Here is a 15954-nt window from a genome sequence, read left to right as displayed (position 1 = left end):
GCACGGGCCGTTCTGCTCCGACAGCGAGGTCGAGACCGTGGTCGCCCACCTCAAGCGCCAGGGCCGGCCCAGCTACCTCGACGCCGTCACCGCCGACGATGCGTCCGATGAGCCCGCCAAGGAGGGCGGCCGGTCCGGCCGGGGCAAGGCCGCCGCGGCCGACAAGGCCGAGCGCTCCGACGAACCCGAGGAGGAGGCCCCTGTCTTCGACATCGGCGCCTTCGCGGCGGCGACCGGCGGCGAGTCCGACGACCTCTACAAGCAGGCGATCGAGGTGGTGCTGCGCGACCAGAAGGCGTCGACCAGCTACATCCAGCGCCGTCTGCAGATCGGCTACAACCGCGCCGCCTCGATCATGGAGCGGATGGAGATCGAGGGCATCGTCGGCCCGGCCAACCATGCCGGCAAGCGCGAGATCCTGGTCGCCGGCGCGCCGCACATGTCGAGCGGCATGTACGACGACGAGTGAGACGCTGTCCGGGCCGCTTCCCCACGGGGGCGGCCCGGACGTCGCATCTTCGCCACAGGGCGAGGTTCTAACGGGCCGCTGCGAAACCCGCCCATCCTTGCGAGCGGAGCGAACCAATCCTGGGCAGCGCGCCATCCGGGGCCGTGGCGCTCCTGGATTGGTTCGCTCCGCTCGCAAGGACGGGGGCGCCGAGACTTCCGCATCGGCCTGCAAACGTCATGTTCCGCCCTCAGCTCGCCGCCGGAGCCCACCAGCGGCTCCTCAGGAGACTCTGCCGATGATCGGCCGCCGCATCCGCACAGCCGGCTCCGTGATCGCCGCCGGGCTGTGGCTCGCGACCGCCAACCCGGCCGCGGCGCAGGTGGGCGCCTTCATCGACAGCCTGTTCGGCCACAAGGAGGAGCCTGCCCCTCAGTCGGAGGCCGCCCCGGCGGCGCCCGCGCCGGCCAAGAAGCCCACGCCCAAGGCTAAGGAGGCGAGCAAGGAGGCGAAGCCCGGCAGCGCAAAATCCGGAAAGGCCACCGACAAGGCCGACCGCAAGCCGACCGAGCCGAAGGTCGCGGCGGTGGGTGCGCCGACGGCGATCGTCACCGGTGACTCGGCCGATCCCGCAACGCTGCTGGCGCAGGCCAACGCCTACTTCAACGGCATCGGCACCCTGACGGGCAGCTTCATGCAGATCGGCGCCGACGGGCGCCGGATCGGCGGCAAGCTGACGCTCGCCAAGCCCGGCCGCCTGCGCTTCGACTACGACCAGCCCTCGCCGCTGGAGGTGATCGCCGACGGCACCTCGGTGGCGGTGCGCGACCGCAAGCTCAACACCCAGGACCTCTACTTCATCGCCCAGACGCCGCTGAAATTCCTGCTGCGCGAGAAGATCGACCTCGCCCGCGACCTCACCGTCACCGACGTGGCAAACGACCCGGGCGGCGTGCGCATCAGCCTGGAGGACCGCGCCACCCTCGGCGGCACCTCGAAGATCCAGCTGTTCTTCGATGCCGAGATGAAGACCCTGTCGCAATGGCGGATCACCGACCCGCAGGGCTACGTCACCACGGTGACGCTCTCGAACCTGCAGAAGGGCAAGAGCGTCGACGGCAGCCTGTTCTTCATCAATTACGGGCGCGCCGAGGACAAGGCGATGCAGCAGCAGATCCAGCAGTCGCAGCAGTGACGGGATCTGCCCTCAGGAGGCGCTGAGCCCGGCCACGCCGCCGGGCCGCCACCGGTTCAATTCCCGATCGATCGCGCCTTCCGTGCCGTGCAGGAACTCCGCGGTCGGCAGGCCGGGGGCCAGGGCGGCCAGGTAGCTCACCACCACCGTGCCGGACCGGGTCGCCGCACCTCCGGGCCAGAACAGGCCGGAATTGAGCGCCACCGGCACCACCGGCAGGCCGAGCCGGCCGTAGAGCAATTCGACGCCGCGCTTGAAGCGCAGGGGGGCGTCGATCCCGCCCCGGGTGCCCTCGGGGAAGATCAGCACCGATCGGCCTGCCGCCACCGCCTCCCGGCCGCCGTCGATCATGGTGCGCAGGGCCTGGGTGCCGTTGGCGCGGTCGATGACGATCATCGGCGAGCGCCGCAGGAACCAGCCGACCACTGGGATCGCCAGCAGCTCCCGCTTGGCGACGATCGCCACGTCCGGCACCAGGACCAGGAAGGCCAGCGTTTCCCAGGTCGATTGATGATTGGCGACGATCAGGCAGGGTTCGGCCGGCAGGTGCTGGCGGCCCTCCTCGATGTAGCGCAGCCCGACGATGCGCCGCAGCCCGACCAGGATCCCGCGCGCCCAGAGCCGCGTCGCCCGGCGGATCGGCCGCTGCGGCGATCCGGACAAGAGGAAGATCGCCAGCGGCGCGAGGAACAGGGTCGTCCAGGCGGCCCAGTAGACGGCGAACAGGAGGGAGCGGGCATATGCCATGGCAGGGCCTCGACGAGGGGCCCGGGACAGGGCGGGGTCTGGGCATAGCGCCTACCGGTCGCGTGCGCACGGCCTTTTGCCCGACTGACGGTGAGCGGACTGTCGCGGGCCGCGAAATCGGCTATCGGAGCGCAACACCGTCCGAACCCCAGCGCCGCCCGTGCAATTCACCGTCACCACCTGGAACATCAACTCCGTGCGGCTGCGCATCGACTTGGTGCTGCGCTTCCTGGCCGAGCACAAGCCGGACGTGCTCTGCCTCCAGGAGACCAAGTGCCCGGACGACGCCTTCCCCCTGAAGGCCCTGCGCGGCTCCGGCTACGAGCACGTGATGTTCGCCGGGCAGAAGGGCTATAACGGCGTCGCGATCCTCTCCCGCCTCCCCCTGCATACCCGCAGCGTGATGGGCTTTTGCGAGCGGCCGGATGCCCGCCACATCTCGGCGGTGCTCGGACCGGAGGCCGGGGCCGCCTCGGGCATCGTGCTGCACGATTTCTACGTCCCGGCCGGGGGCGACGTGCCGGACCGTGACCTCAACCCGAAATTCGCCCACAAGCTCGACTTCCTGGCCGAGCTGCGCGCCTGGGGCGGGAAGCGCGTCTCCGGCCCGGCCATCCTGATGGGCGACCTCAACGTCGCGCCGCTGGAGCACGATGTCTGGTCGCACAAGCAGCTCCTCGACGTGGTGAGCCACACCCCCGCAGAGACGGAGGCGCTGGAGATCCTGCGCGGCGAGGCGGGCTGGATCGACACGGCGCGCCACCTCACCCCGGAGCCGGAGAAGATCTACACGTGGTGGAGCTACCGCTCCCCCGATTGGTCGGCCGCCAACAAGGGCCGGCGCCTGGATCACCTCTGGGTCTCGCCGGACCTCGCCGGGACTGTCCGCAAGGTCGAGGTGCTGCGCGAGGCCCGCGCCTGGGAGCGCCCTTCCGACCATGTCCCGGTGACCCTGACGCTGGAGCTGTGAGCGGGGGCGGAACTGCGGCGCTGTCCGAGCATTGCCCGCTCACGAACCCGTGATGTGAGCGAGCCCCGATGCGCAAAATCCTGATCGCCTTCCTCCTTCCCAAGGTCGTGTCCTACCTGCGCCGCCGTTACGGCGGCCAGCCGGCCGGACGCACCCGCGCTTTCTGAGACGATCCGGTACCTGCGCCCGGCCTTTGACGGCCGGGCGCAGGCGGCGACAGCCGGGGCGGCCTGAGTTCGCGTGTGATCGTCCACGACGAGGAGCCGCCCCCGATGACCGACGGCCCTCGCGCGGCCGGTCCGCGCCCGTCTTTTTCCGGCGACCAACAGCAACCCCGCCCGACCCTGACCACGGGGATGACGCCGCGCCGTGATGACGGCGAGGAGAGCTGCGTCGGCAAGGGGCTTCGCGCTGGCCGGGCGGCGCTGATCACGGGCGGGGAGTCCGGCATCGGCCGGGCGGTGGCCATCGCTTATGCCCGCGAGGGTGCCGACGTGGCGATTTCCTATCTCGAAGCCGATCGAACCTGCTGGCTCCTCAGGGGAGCCGGGTGAACGACGTCGTACCGAGACCGGTCTGGACGCCGATCCAGCCGATGCTCCGATCGGCCTCGGGTTGCCGCCCGCCGGCGCCGAGGCGACACTCCCGTCAAACACGCGCCGACCGAAGCGACTCAGGCCGAAGCGGCCCAGGGCAGCGCGACATCCGTGCCCGCGGCGCCGCTGGATTGCTGCGCGCGAGGACGGCACCGGAGCCAACGGCCGGCCCGGGGCGCGCCGTGTTCCCGCGATGCCGGGCAATGGCCGCGCAGGCGCTCTCCGCCGTGTGCTCACCCGGTGGCGTATTCGAGCTGCGGCGCGAGAACCGCATCGCCGTCGGCGTGGACCGTGACGGGGATGGACTTGGCGGCGGGCGTCTTGCTGCCGGTCGCGTAGTGCCAGATCGGCATCAGCACGTTGCATTCGGGGTAGTAGCCGCCGATGCAGCCGATCGGGATGTCGTAGGCCACGACCAGCAGGCCTGAGAGCTTGCGGTCCACGCCGTCGTCGGCGACCGTCCGCAGCGTGACGGATTGGCCGATCTTGAGGCCCCGCCGGTCGATGTCCGAGCGGTTCATCAGCACCACCTTCCGGGTGTTCTTGATGCCCCGGAAGCGGTCGTAATAGCCGTAGACCGTGGTGTTGAACTGGTCGTTGCTGCGCAACGTCATCAGGCGCAGGGAGTCGTGCCCGACATCGGGCATGTCCGCATCCTCGTCGAGCCCCGTCGGCGTGACGAAATTGGCCCGGCCCGATTCCGTGTGCCATTCGCGCCGGTTCGCCGGCAGGTCGCGCTGGAAGCCGCCGGGCTCCCACATGCGCCGCTCGTAATCCCAGAACGAGTCCGGCAACGTCTCGCCGATCTCCCGGCGGATCTCGGCGTAATCCTCGCTGTAGGCCTCCCAGCGCACGCGCGGATTCGGATCGAGCACGCGCTGCGCCAGCTCGCAGATCAGCCGGATCTCGCTGATCAGGTGCGGCGAGGCCGGCCGGCGCAGGCCGCGATTGCCGTGCACGCAGGCCGAAGTGTCCTCCATGGAGAGCACCTGCTGGCCCTTGGATGTCTCGATGATTTCCAGGCGGCTGATCACCGGCAGGATGTAGCTGATCGCGCCCGGCAACAGCGCGGTTCGGTTGAGCTTGGTGATGACGTTGACGGTGAGGGGAATCCGGCGCCAGGCCGGCTCCATCTGGCCGTGGTCGGGGATGGCGCGGGCGAAGTTGCCGCCCAGCATGACGAAGGCGCGGATCTCGTCCCGCAGGACCGCCTCGCAGACCTCGACGGTGTTGTAGCCCGGCTCGCGGGGCGGCTCGAAATTGAATTGTCGTCCCAGCCGGTCGAGGTCGAACAGCTCGGGCTTCTCGGTGATGCCCATCGTGCGCTGTCCCTGCACGTTGGAATGGCCGCGGATCGGGCAGATCCCGGCGCCGGAGCGGCCGATATTGCCGCGCATCAGCAGCAGGTTCACCAGCATCTGGACGGTCTCGACCCCGGCCCGATGCTGGGTCAGACCCATGCCGTAGACGCCGATCACCGCCTTCGCGTGGCAATAGACGTGGGCGGTCGATTCCATGTCGGCCCGGTGGAGGCCCGAGCGGCGCTCCAGCTCGTCCCAGTTCTGGGCGCGCAGCCAGGTGGCGAATGCGTCGAAGCCGTGGGTGTTGTCGCGGATGAAGGCCTCGTCGAGGACGGCGTCGCCGCCCCGGGCGCGGGCCTCGTCATGCTGGGCGAGAACCGCCTTGCAGATGCCGGCGATGGCGGCCAGATCGCCCCCCGCCTTCACCTGATGGTATTGCGAGCTGATGCGCGTCGCCTTCCCGGTGAGCATCTCGGTGGGCGATTGCGGGTTCAGGAACCGCTCCAGCCCGCGCTCGCGCAGCGGGTTGTAGGTGATGATCGGAACGCCGCGCCGGCTCGCCTCCTGAAGCGGATGCAGCATCCGCGGCGCATTGCTGCCGGGATTCTGTCCGAAGAACATGATGCAGTCGGAAAGGGCGAAGTCGTCGAGCGACACGGAGCCCACGGCCTGGCCGATGCTCGCGGGCAGCGCCACCGAAGTCGTCTCGTGGCACATGTTGGACGAGTCCGGCAGGTTGTTGTTGCCGTAGAGCCGAGCGAAGAGCTGGTAGAGGTAGCTCGCCTCGTTCGACAGGCGGCCCGAGCTGTAGAACGCGGTACCCTTCTGCCGGTCCTCAACGGCGCGCAATGCGCGGGCAATTTCCTCGACGGCGTGGCCCCAGGAGACCGGCACGTATTTGTCGGTGGCCGGGTCGTAGCGCAGCGGATGGGTCAGGCGGCCGGTCTGCTCCAGCTGGTAATCGTCCCAGTCCAGCAGCTCCGTGACCGTGTGGGTGGCGAAGAAGTCCGGTGTGCAGCGATGGGCGGTGAGTTCCCACGCCACGGCCTTTACGCCATTCTCGCAATATTCGAAGGGAAGTGGATTCGCCGGCTTCACCCAGGCGCAGCTGTTGCACTGGTAGCCGTCGACCTTGTTGTGCCGGCTGAGCGCGATCGGTCCGCTCGCCAGGACGCCCTCACGCCGCAGGATGTTGCCGACCGAGAGGGCCGAGCCCCACCCGCCGGCGGGGAGGCGGTAGGGCTTGAATTCGGGCTTGTCCAAGGGGCGATCTCCGGATCGTGCCGCCGGGATACAGCGGCCGCGTCGCGACGTTCTCCGTTGAAACCGCGGGCGTGATGCTTTGTTCGCGAGAATAGTTTGATCCTAACGGAGGTTAGTATGGCCGTCGGCCGAGATTATATGCTGAAAAAGCCTTCCGGCCCGTCGAGCCCGAAGCTGTTCCTCGATACGCAGGTCGTGCCGCTGGCCGCCAATATCGCGGGAAGCCTGGAGGTTGCGCTGGACCGCGTCGCGGCGCGCACGGGCGTCCGGCCGGCGATGATCCTGGCCGGGGCGACCGGCCTGATCGGCCTCGGCCTGATCCGCCTGTTCACGCACCGGAGCGCGGCGAACGACCGGTTCGACCGGATCTGAACGGCGGCCCCGAACAGCAATCGTCGTGAGGCCGATGTTCGAGGAGACCCTCGACGGCGCCCGTGCGATCAATCAGACCTTAACCGCGGATCGGTTCTCAACGGCGGGACGGCCCTGCAGGCCTCCCGGGCCCGGCACGCTGCGATCGCGCCGCTGCGGACTCGAACGCTGCGCTGTGCCATCCGGGCGCGGCCGACCCCGACGGAGACGATGATGAGCGACGCCCAAGTCCGGACCGCGCTGGTGACGGGCGCTGCCCGCGGCATCGGGCTGGCCACCGCAACCCGCTTCCTCGCGGACGGCTGGAATGTCGCCCTGCTCGACATCGACGGGCCGGGCGTGGCGGCGGCGACCGAGCGGCTCGGCCGTCCAGAATCCGCGCTGGCGGTGACGGCCGACGTCTCCGAGCCCGATGCGGTGGCGGCGGCGATCCGGCAGGTCGCCGAACGGTTCGGACGTCTCGACGCCCTGGTCAACAATGCCGGCATCGCGATCTTCAAGCCGCTGATGGAGACCACGTTCGCCGACTGGTCGCGGGTGCTGGCCGTCAACCTGTCCGGCGCGTTCCTGTGTACGCAGGCGGCCGTCCCGCTCCTATCCGAGCGCGGCGGCGCCATCGTGAACATCACCTCGATCTCGGGCCTGCGCGCCTCGACGCTGCGGACGGCCTACGGCACCAGCAAGGCGGCGCTGGCGCAACTCACCAAGCAGCAGGCGGTCGAACTGGCCCAGCACGGGATCCGCGTGAATGCGGTTGCCCCCGGCCCGGTGGACACCGCGATGGCCAAGGCGGTCCACAGCCCCGAGATCCGCGCGGATTATCACGACGCCGTGCCGCTCGGACGTTACGGGCTGGAGACGGAACTCGCGGAGGCGATCGTCTTCCTCTGCTCGGAGCGCGCCTCTTTCATCACCGGGCAGCAGCTCGCCGTGGACGGCGGCTTCGAGGCGACGGGCATCGGCCTGAAGACGCTGCGGGGTGAGCGAAACGCCTGAACGCGCCGCCGGCCCCATCTGCGGTGTCCGGACAGAGTTCGTTAACCCTGTCGCCGTAGCTCGGAGGCTTGGTCAAAAGGCGCGGATACCATGCCGAGACTCGGCTCCATGATCGTCGACGGTCTAGCGTTCCTCCTGGTGTCGATCTCGCTCGCGGCGGTCGTCGTCGGCTACGAGCGGAACCTGCCGGATCCGGCCGCGCCGCCGTCGCGGGTCGCCGAGAGCGCTCCCATCTGGGCCGACCCGGACACGACCGGGTCGATCGCGCCGGCGGCGTCGGGCGTGGCCTCCCGCTGGGTGGATGCACAGTTCCGGCTCCCGCCTTCCGGAGCGGATCGGCCGGACCGTGTCGCCGGCGGATCCTGGGTGAACCCGCCGCGCCGCTGAGACGTCCACACGTCGACCGTTAAGGCGGTTCGACCTGGCGCCGGTTGAAGCGGCGCCGGTATTCGGGCAATCACAACTGATCGTTAACTATGGTTGCCGAACCTTCCACCGCACAGCGAAGCGGAGGAGCACGCATGGCGCGCGACGGCAACCGACCCCACCCCAGCGCCCTGGCCCGGTATCCGGTTCCGATCGAGCTGATCTCGGCCCTGTTCCGCGCCGACGACGCGGAGCGAGACCGGCTGCTCGCGCCGATGCCCGCCTACGGCCGCGCCCGGATCGCCGCCTACTGCGCGGACCACGCGCGGCTCGAGGCGGTCGGCCTGAAGGTCGCGCGGTCCTGCGACGAGGCCACGCTGGTCAAGGCCGCGGGCCCTGCGCTCGGCGCCGATCTCTTCGCGCGCTCACGCGCGGGCGCACCGGCCCAGATCCAGCGTCAGGCCGCTTGACCGACCCGTCACGTGCGGCCGGACCCTCCGATGCCGTCGGATTGATGAATGCCGGGGCCCGCCCCGGTTCAGAGCGGCCGGCGCATCCTCCTGTCATCGGCCCGGCGAACCCGGTCCGCAGGTTCAGGAGATCGTGTGATGATGCGCTCCAAGATGCTCGGTCTGGTCGCGGTGGTGACGGCGGGTCTCGCAACCGCCACGGCGGCGCACGCGGCACCGTTCGGCTACGGACCGCCGGATGCCGGGGTTGTGATCGAGCGCGTGGCCGGCGGCTGCGGCCCGGGCTTCCACCCCAATCCCTGGGGCCATTGCCGGCCCAACGATCGCGGCTGGGGCTGGGGCGGCCCCCGCGGGCCCTATGGCGGCCGGCCGGGTTACGGTGGCCCCGAGCGCGGTTACGGCGGTTACGACGGCCCGCGCCGGTCCTACGGCGGCTGGTGACCCGCGACCGTCCGGGCCGCCGTGACATGCTCGGCGCGACAGCCCACTCCGCTTGTGCCGGATCAAGGCACTACCGCCTCCTTGTCCCGCCGGAACGGTCAGACGCATATTCACGGCGATAAAGAGCTGTATTAATCTCTTCCGGGACGCCACATAGTGTCCCGGAGATTTTTCGTCATGAGCCGCTATGTATTTGCATCCCTGATGATTGTCGGCCTGGCCGCCGGAGCCTCGCCGGCTGCGGCGCTCTCCGCCAAGGATTGTTCGGTGAAGTACCAGGCCGCCAAGCAGGCGGGGACGCTCAACGGGCAGAAGTGGAACGACTTCCGCAAGGCCGAATGCGGTGCGGCGGCCGACACCGCGACGACGACCGCACCCAACCCGGTCTCGCCGACCGCGGCGACCACCGCGCCGCCGGCGACGGCTTCGCGCGCCGGGACGGCGCCGTCCGCCGCATCCGGGCCGGCCTCCTATCCCCGTGCCATCGATCCGAAATACGCCAAGGAATCGGCCGGCAAGGCCCGGATGCACACCTGCCTCGACAGCTACAACGCCGCCAAGGCCGCCGGCACTCTCGGCGGGATGAAGTGGATCGAGAAGGGCGGCGGCTACTACTCGGCCTGCAACAAGCAGCTCAAGGGCTGAACGGCGGCGTTCCGGGGCATTGAAGGCCGGCAACCCGGAACCGTCACCGACGCGCAATCTTGGCGCGTCGGCGGGTCTGGATCCCGGGCTCCGCTGCGCGGCCCCGGGATGACACGGTGAAACGGCGCAGCCGCTGGGGGCGGAAAAGATCCTAGAAGGGGATGTCGTCGTCGAGGTCGTAACCGCCGCGGCTGCCACCGCCACCGCCACCACCGCCCGAGGAGGCTGGGGCCGGTCGCCGTTCGCCGCCCTGAGCGCGGCCGCCGCCGAAATCGCCGCCGCGCTCACCGCCCCGGCCGCCGCCGAAATCGCCGCCGCGGCTGATCTGGCCGCTGCCCTCTTCCTCGCCGGCGAAGTCGCCGCCGCCGCCGCGCCCGTCGAGGATCGTCATCTCGCCGCGGAAGCGCTGGAGCACCACCTCGGTCGTGTACTTCTCGACACCGGAATTGTCGGTCCACTTCCGGGTCTGCAGCTGGCCCTCGATGTAGACCTTCGAACCCTTGCGCAGGTACTGCTCGGCCACGCGGGCGAGGTTATCGTTGTAGATCACGACCGAGTGCCACTCGGTCTTCTCCTTGCGCTCGCCGGTCGCCTTGTCCTTCCACGACTCCGACGTCGCGAGCCTCAGGTTGCAGACCGGGTCGCCCGAGCCGAGGCGGCGCATCTCGGGATCGCGCCCGAGATTGCCCACCAGAATCACCTTGTTGACGCTGCCCGCCATCGCTCTCTCCTCGTCGTACGGATCTCACAGGGCATCTGCCCGGCGGTGCGCGAACCATGCGCCCGGGCCTCCGGAGCGGCAACCTGCGGAGCGGGCTTGTGCCCGCTTTCCGCAGCGCCGCCGGGTCCGTTTGTTCTACCTCTGTTCCCAGTCGGCAGCAAGACGCCCTCAGGCGACGCGCACGACAAGCTTACCGAAATTCCGGCCCTTCAACAGGCCGATGAACGCCTCCGGAGCGCTCTCCAGCCCCTCGACCACGTCCTCGCGGTAGCGGACGCGCCCGTCGTGGATCCAGCTGCCGACCTCCTTGCGGAACGTCTCCGCCTGCTCGGCGAAATCCCAGACGATGAAACCCTGGATGTGCAGCCGGTTGGTCAGGACCGCCCGCATCAGGCCGGGCAGGCGGTCTGGGCCGGGAGGCACCTCGGTGGCGTTGTAGGCGGAGACGAGGCCGCAGACCGGGATCCGCGCGAACGGGTTGAGCAGCGGCATCACGGCTGCGAAGACCGCGCCGCCGACATTCTCGAAATACACGTCGATCCCCTTCGGGCAGGCGGCGGCCAGCGCTCCGGGCAGGTCGGATCCGCGATGGTCGACCGCGGCGTCGAAGCCGAGCTCCTCCGTGAGGTAGCGGCACTTCTCCGGACCGCCCGCGATCCCGACGGCGCGGGCGCCGTGGATCTTGGCGATCTGACCGACTAGGGAACCGACGGGGCCGGCGGCGGCGGCCACCACGACGGTCTCTCCGAATTTTGGCCGGCCGATATTGAGAAGGCCGGTATAGGCGGTCATGCCCGGCATCCCGAGCACACCGAGGGCCGTCGAGGGCGGGGCGGCATCGGGATCGACCCTGCGCGAGCCCTTTCCATCGGTGACGAAGTACTCCTGCCACCCCGCGAAGGCCGTCAGCAGGTCGCCCACGGCGTGATCCGGATGGTTGGAGGCGACGACCTCGCCCACCGTCTCGGCGGTGATCGGCGCGCCGATCTCGACCGGGGTCGCGTAGGATTTCGCGTCGCTCATCCGGCCGCGCATATAGGGGTCCAGGGACAGCCAGCGGGTGCGCAGGAGGACCTGACCGGGTCCGGGCTGCGGCACCGGGACCTCCTCCAGGCGGAAGTTCTCGGGCCGCGGCTCGCCGTGCGGGCGCGAGGCCAGGACGATGCGGCGGTTCATGGCAGTGGTCATGGCGGACTCCCGGAGACTGGCTGTCGCACCCGATCTGGGGCGCCGGGCCGCGGAGGCAAAGGCGCGGCGGTGATCGCGCGGGCCGGTCGCGCGTTGTCTCGTCGCGTGAGCAGGGAGCGTCGGCATGCGGGAAACGGCTTTGGGTCTCGGGCTGGCGGCGATGGCGGCGGGGGCTGCCCTGGCCGGTCCCCTTGACGACTATCGCGACTTGACGACTATCGCGACCGCGCGCGGGTGCTGGTCCTCTCGGCGCCCGAGGCCGGGGATGCGCAGCTCCGGGCGCAGCGGGCGGCCCTAGGTTCGGTCCGCACCGGCGCGGCCGAGCGCGACCTCGTGGTGCTGGAGGCGATCGGCTCCGGGGCGGAGGCGCGGGATCTGCGCGACCGGCTCGGCCTTCCAGCTGACAGCTTCCGGGCCGTGCTGATCGGGAAGGACGGGGGCGCCAAGCTCACTGCCGCGACCCCGATCGCGCCGCAGACGCTGTTCGCCATGATCGACGCGATGCCGATGCGCCGCTCCGAGATGCGCGGGCCTCGGTAGGGCCGGATCCCCTGTGAACAGGCAGGTCGCGGACACCAACGGTTAAGCCTACCCGCCTATCACCGGACCGTGTCGACGGCCGCGTATCGGCCGTCCGTTGAGGCCCGCCAGGACGCTCGGACGAGACGCTCGAATCGATGACTCGACAACAAGTCGCCACCGCCATCCGCCGCCTCGTCGACCTGCAGGTCGAGGATATCGAGCGCGCGGTCCGCGACGGCCACAAGACCATCGCGCTGAACGAGCTGGCGGATCTGAACCGTCAGCTCAAGGCCTTCGCGGCCGCCCTCAAGAAGGCGCCGGCCCGCATCTGAGCCGGCTCCCCACGCTACCAGCGCGGCCCGCCCCAGCGGCGGGGCGGGATGTCCTCCGGCGGCGGCGGGGGCGGCCCGCGGTCGACGACCGGCTCGTCACAGACCCGCATCCGGCGCAGCACCGGCGCGCCATCCGGATCGAACCGACGCCGCACGAATTCCCGGCACGTGTCGGGGGGCGCCGCGGTGAAGCGGGGGCCTCGGAATTCCGGTTCCGCCTGCGGCGGCGGAGGCGGCGGCCTGCGCTCGGGCTCCTCCTCCTGAGCGGGGCCGCCATAGTCGTGCGGCTGCGGATAGGGACCGTCGAAATCGGCGGCCAGTGCCGGGCCGGCAGCGAGGAGCAGGGCGCAGATACCGGTGCGCACGAGGAGACGACGAGCGGGCACGGGGGCCTCGGCGTGATCGGGCGCGCGGGGATCGCGGCCATCATCGCCGGAGGGTGCGCCGGAGCGCCTGAACCGCCGCCGTGTGGCGATGTCGGCTGCCGTTCAGCCGGCTAGTTCTGCATCGCGTTGACTTCGCACTGGGCGTAGTCCGCACTCGCCTTCACGTAGGCGTTGAGCTTCTGAAGGTAGGCCTCGGCGATCGGGCGGAAGGCCTGCGCCTGCAGGTTATAGGCCTTGATCGCGTCGTTGTAGCTATAGGCCTCCCAGCCCGGGCAGCCCTCCTTGGCGTCGAGGCAGGCGGGCTTGGCCGGAAGCGCCGGCTTTGTCGGCCGGGCGGAGGCCGGCGGCGGCTCGGGCGGCGCGCAGGCCGCCGCGGCCGGTGCGGGGGCCGCCTGGGTTGGCGCGGCGGGGGCCGCCTTGGCGGCCGGCTTCGCGGGCGGGGCCGCCATGGCGGCGGTCGAGGCGAGGAAGCCCGCGATCAGGAGAAGCGTGCCGCGCATGGCGTCTTGAAAGCTCCGCTGGGCCCGGAACCGCCGGCGGCGGAGGACCGGGAGCGGGTTCTGCGGCATCAGGCCGGCGGCGACAAGGCCTCCCGCGTGGGCTCCCGGCGGGGCAGGTGCGCCGGCCGTCTGCTCGGTGCCTGCCCGGCCGCGCGCGGCTTCGGACCCCGCACCAGTGCCATGGCCGGCAGCGACAGCCCCACTGCCAGCACCCACCAAGCCGGCCGGATCGGGCCGGAAAAGTCCAGGTTGGCGGCGAGCACGAGGTTGGCCGGGACGCCGCTGGCAAGACCGTACCACGCCGCTTCCAGCCCGGCGGTCGCGAGGGCGGCGAGGACCGCCAGGAGGAGGAGCGACCAGGGCCGTTCCGGCCACTGGAAGCGCCGCATCGCCCGCCAGCCCATCAGCAGCAGGAACAGCCCGGCGGAGAAGACCGGGTCGGTGACGTCGATCTTCGATTGCAGGAAGTAGTGGGCCAGCGCCAGCACGGCGATCGTGTAGGTGAGCCGGTGCAGCCGGTTCCAGTTCGGGCCGAGATGGCGGATCGCCGCGTCCGTGGAGGTCAGCCCCAGGGCGATCAGGCCGACCAGGGCCACGAAGCCGATCGTCAGGTAGAGCCGGAGCGCGATCTCCGAGACGACCTTGGTCAGGATCAGGTTCTGGTCGACCGCGTAGAGGGTGAGATGGGCCACCGCGTAGGCCATCACGGTGACGCCGAGCATGCGCCGGACGACGATGACCTTCGGCCAGTCGGCGAGGCGGCGCAGCGGCGAGATCGCCAGCGAGAAGAGCAGGAAGCGCACCGCCCACTCGCCGGTGGCATGGATCAGCGCCGTGATCGGCTTCGCGCCGAGGGCGTCGAGCCGGTAGGCGGCCGCGAGGTACAGGGCCGGCGCGATGCAGGCGAGGAACACCGCGAGCTTCAGCCAGGACAGGCGGCCGGCTCGGTCGAGCCAGGGGAGGGGGACGGCCAGGCGATCGATCATGGATCAGAACGGTAGCTTCTCGGTGGACGACGGCGGTGCGGCTCGGGGGATAAGCCCAGGGCTGGAACGGCTGCCCCGGCCATCGGTGCCGCCACGGGGCGGTTCGCCGCGACCGCGCAACGGTTACAGGGATGCGTTGACCTGTGTGGTTGACCTCTCCGCCCCTGGAGCGAGATAGCGGGGCGACGGACATCGGATGGATCCCATGCAGTACCGCAATCTCGGCCGCTCCGGCCTTAAGGTCTCGCCGATCTGCCTCGGCACGATGATGTTCGGCGGCCCCACCGACGAGGCCACCGCCGGCCGCATCGTCGGGAGCGCCCGGGAGGCGGGAATCAACTTCATCGACACGGCCAATGTCTACACGGAGGGGCGCTCCGAGGAGATCACCGGCCGGGCGATCGGGCCTGAGCGCAACGCCTGGATCCTGGCTACCAAGGTGGCCAACCCGACGGGGCAAGGCGTCAACGATCGCGGCCTGTCGCGGGTCCACGTGATGAAGGCGGCCGAGGACAGCCTGCGCCGTCTCGGCACCGAGTTCATCGACATCTACTACCTCCACAAGGAGGATCACGACACGCCGCTGGCCGAGACGGTCCGGGCGATGGCCGACCTCGTGCGGGCAGGCAAGATCCGCCATTTCGGGGTCTCGAATCACCGGTCCTGGCGGGTCGCCGAGATCTGCCGGCTCTGCGACGAGCTCGGCATCGACCGGCCGGTGGTGAGCCAGCCCTACTACAACGCGTTCAACCGCATGCCCGAGACCGAGCATCTGCCGGCCTGCGCCCATTTCGGTCTCGGGGTCGTGCCGTACTCGCCGCTGGCCCGCGGCGTGCTCACCGGCAAGTACGACCCCGACGCGCCGCCGCCGGCCGAATCCCGTGCCGGCCGCCAGGACACGCGGATGATGCAGACCGAGTGGCGCCCGGAATCCCTGCGGATCGCCCGGACGCTGAAGGAGCATGCCGAGGCCCGCGGCATCACGGCCGGCCAGTTCGCCACCGCCTGGGTGCTGAACAACCGCCTCGTCACCGGCGTCATCGCCGGTCCGCGCACGGAAGCGCAGTGGCAGGAATATCTCGGCGCCCTCGACTACGCCTTCACCCCGGAGGACGAGGCGCTGGTCGACGGGTTCGTCGCCGCCGGTCACCCGACGACGCCGGGCTACAACGATCCGGCCTATCCCCTGGAGGGGCGGGTGCCGAGGAGCGGCTGACGGCGCTTGAGAGCGGCCGATCTCCAAACGACCGCCTCGTCCTGAGGTGACCGCGTCAGCGGGCCTCGAAGGAGGGGTCCAGGGATCGCTGTGACCGCTGGAGGGCTCCTTCGAAGCCTCCGCTGGGCTCCGGCACCTCAGGATGAGGGCGAGATTTGGAAGAACCGAGCCGCGCGGTGCAGCGGATCTGCCTTGCGCTCCCGGCGAAGGGTCGCTATCTATCCCTCAACAGTTCTGATGGCAGTCGAAAGGCTGCGGTTCGGGAGTGGGCCCCACCGGGTCCGCTCTTTTTT

Annotated in this window: 18 protein-coding genes and 2 pseudogenes; 13 read left to right on the top strand and 7 right to left on the bottom strand. The window is 70.2% G+C overall.

Annotation, left to right across the window (positions count from 1 at the left end):
* Together CIW48_RS07805 and CIW48_RS07800 are read left to right on the top strand one after the other, a co-directional pair.
* The coding region (locus CIW48_RS07805) for a DNA translocase FtsK (protein WP_281407331.1) at positions 1-469 on the top strand (469 nt) is incomplete at its 5' end.
* 277 nt (positions 470-746) lie between these two features.
* The gene (locus tag CIW48_RS07800; protein WP_149310295.1) at positions 747-1643 is read left to right on the top strand and encodes an outer-membrane lipoprotein carrier protein LolA; all 897 of its coding nucleotides are present in this window, start codon (positions 747-749) and stop codon (positions 1641-1643) included.
* A gap of 12 nt (positions 1644-1655) precedes the next feature.
* Here the strand turns inward: CIW48_RS07800 and CIW48_RS07795 are convergent, their stop codons facing one another.
* On the bottom strand, positions 1656-2390 hold the full coding sequence (locus CIW48_RS07795) for a lysophospholipid acyltransferase family protein (protein WP_149310294.1): 735 nt from the start codon (positions 2388-2390) through the stop codon (positions 1656-1658).
* A 160-nt stretch (positions 2391-2550) separates the two neighbouring features.
* Here CIW48_RS07795 and xth point away from each other — a divergent pair, with 160 nt between their 5' ends.
* Complete coding sequence (xth, locus tag CIW48_RS07790; protein WP_149310293.1) at positions 2551-3360, top strand: exodeoxyribonuclease III; 810 nt, start codon at positions 2551-2553, stop codon at positions 3358-3360.
* A 272-nt stretch (positions 3361-3632) separates the two neighbouring features.
* Positions 3633-3872 (top strand): annotated as a pseudogene (locus CIW48_RS07785) (NAD(P)-dependent oxidoreductase); the annotation flags it as partial.
* Between the two features lie 317 nt (positions 3873-4189).
* Here CIW48_RS07785 and CIW48_RS07780 read toward each other — a convergent pair.
* Positions 4190-6520, bottom strand: a complete 2331-nt coding sequence (locus CIW48_RS07780) for an FdhF/YdeP family oxidoreductase (protein ID WP_149310292.1) — start codon at positions 6518-6520, stop codon at positions 4190-4192.
* Positions 6521-6658: 138 nt separating this feature from the next.
* On the opposite strand from CIW48_RS07780, the gene CIW48_RS07775 reads away from it, so the two are divergent.
* The 6 genes from CIW48_RS07775 (at position 6659) to CIW48_RS07750 (ending at position 9810) form a co-directional block, all read left to right on the top strand.
* A complete protein-coding gene (locus tag CIW48_RS07775) occupies positions 6659-6892 on the top strand; it encodes a hypothetical protein (RefSeq protein WP_246695158.1) in 234 nt (77 codons plus the stop codon).
* A 213-nt stretch (positions 6893-7105) separates the two neighbouring features.
* On the top strand, positions 7106-7888 hold the full coding sequence (locus CIW48_RS07770) for an SDR family oxidoreductase (RefSeq protein ID WP_149310290.1): 783 nt from the start codon (positions 7106-7108) through the stop codon (positions 7886-7888).
* Between the two features lie 108 nt (positions 7889-7996).
* Positions 7997-8275 (top strand): hypothetical protein, encoded by a 279-nt coding sequence (locus tag CIW48_RS07765; protein WP_149310289.1) that lies wholly within the window; start codon positions 7997-7999, stop codon positions 8273-8275.
* A 134-nt stretch (positions 8276-8409) separates the two neighbouring features.
* A complete protein-coding gene (locus CIW48_RS07760) occupies positions 8410-8724 on the top strand; it encodes a hypothetical protein (protein WP_149310288.1) in 315 nt (104 codons plus the stop codon).
* Between the two features lie 138 nt (positions 8725-8862).
* Positions 8863-9165, top strand: coding sequence for a hypothetical protein (locus CIW48_RS07755; RefSeq protein ID WP_149310287.1), 303 nt, complete (start codon positions 8863-8865; stop codon positions 9163-9165).
* A 177-nt stretch (positions 9166-9342) separates the two neighbouring features.
* Positions 9343-9810 (top strand): hypothetical protein, encoded by a 468-nt coding sequence (locus CIW48_RS07750; protein ID WP_149310286.1) that lies wholly within the window; start codon positions 9343-9345, stop codon positions 9808-9810.
* Positions 9811-9961: 151 nt separating this feature from the next.
* Here the strand turns inward: CIW48_RS07750 and ssb are convergent, their stop codons facing one another.
* Positions 9962-10531, bottom strand: coding sequence for a single-stranded DNA-binding protein (gene ssb, locus CIW48_RS07745; protein WP_149310285.1), 570 nt, complete (start codon positions 10529-10531; stop codon positions 9962-9964).
* Between the two features lie 168 nt (positions 10532-10699).
* Positions 10700-11719 carry an NADP-dependent oxidoreductase gene (locus CIW48_RS07740; protein ID WP_149310284.1) on the bottom strand — a complete coding sequence of 340 codons (1020 nt, stop codon included), beginning with the start codon at positions 11717-11719 and terminating at the stop codon, positions 10700-10702.
* 160 nt (positions 11720-11879) lie between these two features.
* On the opposite strand from CIW48_RS07740, the pseudogene CIW48_RS07735 reads away from it, so the two are divergent.
* Positions 11880-12259 (top strand): annotated as a pseudogene (locus CIW48_RS07735) (DUF4174 domain-containing protein).
* A gap of 137 nt (positions 12260-12396) precedes the next feature.
* Positions 12397-12573: a hypothetical protein gene (locus tag CIW48_RS33170; RefSeq protein WP_164706367.1), complete on the top strand. Its 177-nt coding sequence runs from the start codon at positions 12397-12399 to the stop codon at positions 12571-12573.
* 14 nt (positions 12574-12587) lie between these two features.
* Here the strand turns inward: CIW48_RS33170 and CIW48_RS07730 are convergent, their stop codons facing one another.
* From CIW48_RS07730 to CIW48_RS07720, 3 genes are all read right to left on the bottom strand, one after another.
* Positions 12588-12959, bottom strand: coding sequence for a hypothetical protein (locus tag CIW48_RS07730; protein ID WP_149310282.1), 372 nt, complete (start codon positions 12957-12959; stop codon positions 12588-12590).
* A 110-nt stretch (positions 12960-13069) separates the two neighbouring features.
* Positions 13070-13459 carry a hypothetical protein gene (locus CIW48_RS07725; RefSeq protein WP_173009206.1) on the bottom strand — a complete coding sequence of 130 codons (390 nt, stop codon included), beginning with the start codon at positions 13457-13459 and terminating at the stop codon, positions 13070-13072.
* Positions 13460-13527: 68 nt separating this feature from the next.
* Positions 13528-14445: a protein-methionine-sulfoxide reductase heme-binding subunit MsrQ gene (locus tag CIW48_RS07720; protein ID WP_149310281.1), complete on the bottom strand. Its 918-nt coding sequence runs from the start codon at positions 14443-14445 to the stop codon at positions 13528-13530.
* A gap of 205 nt (positions 14446-14650) precedes the next feature.
* On the opposite strand from CIW48_RS07720, the gene CIW48_RS07715 reads away from it, so the two are divergent.
* Positions 14651-15661 carry an aldo/keto reductase gene (locus tag CIW48_RS07715; protein WP_149310280.1) on the top strand — a complete coding sequence of 337 codons (1011 nt, stop codon included), beginning with the start codon at positions 14651-14653 and terminating at the stop codon, positions 15659-15661.
* Positions 15662-15954 lie beyond the last annotated feature (293 nt).

Origin of the sequence: Methylobacterium sp. P1-11 (assembly GCF_008329595.1) — a bacterium.
Classification (GTDB): Bacteria; Pseudomonadota; Alphaproteobacteria; order Rhizobiales; family Beijerinckiaceae; genus Methylobacterium.
The sequence above is the reverse complement of the archived record's forward strand: the minus strand, read 5'-3'. Positions and strand labels throughout refer to the sequence as shown.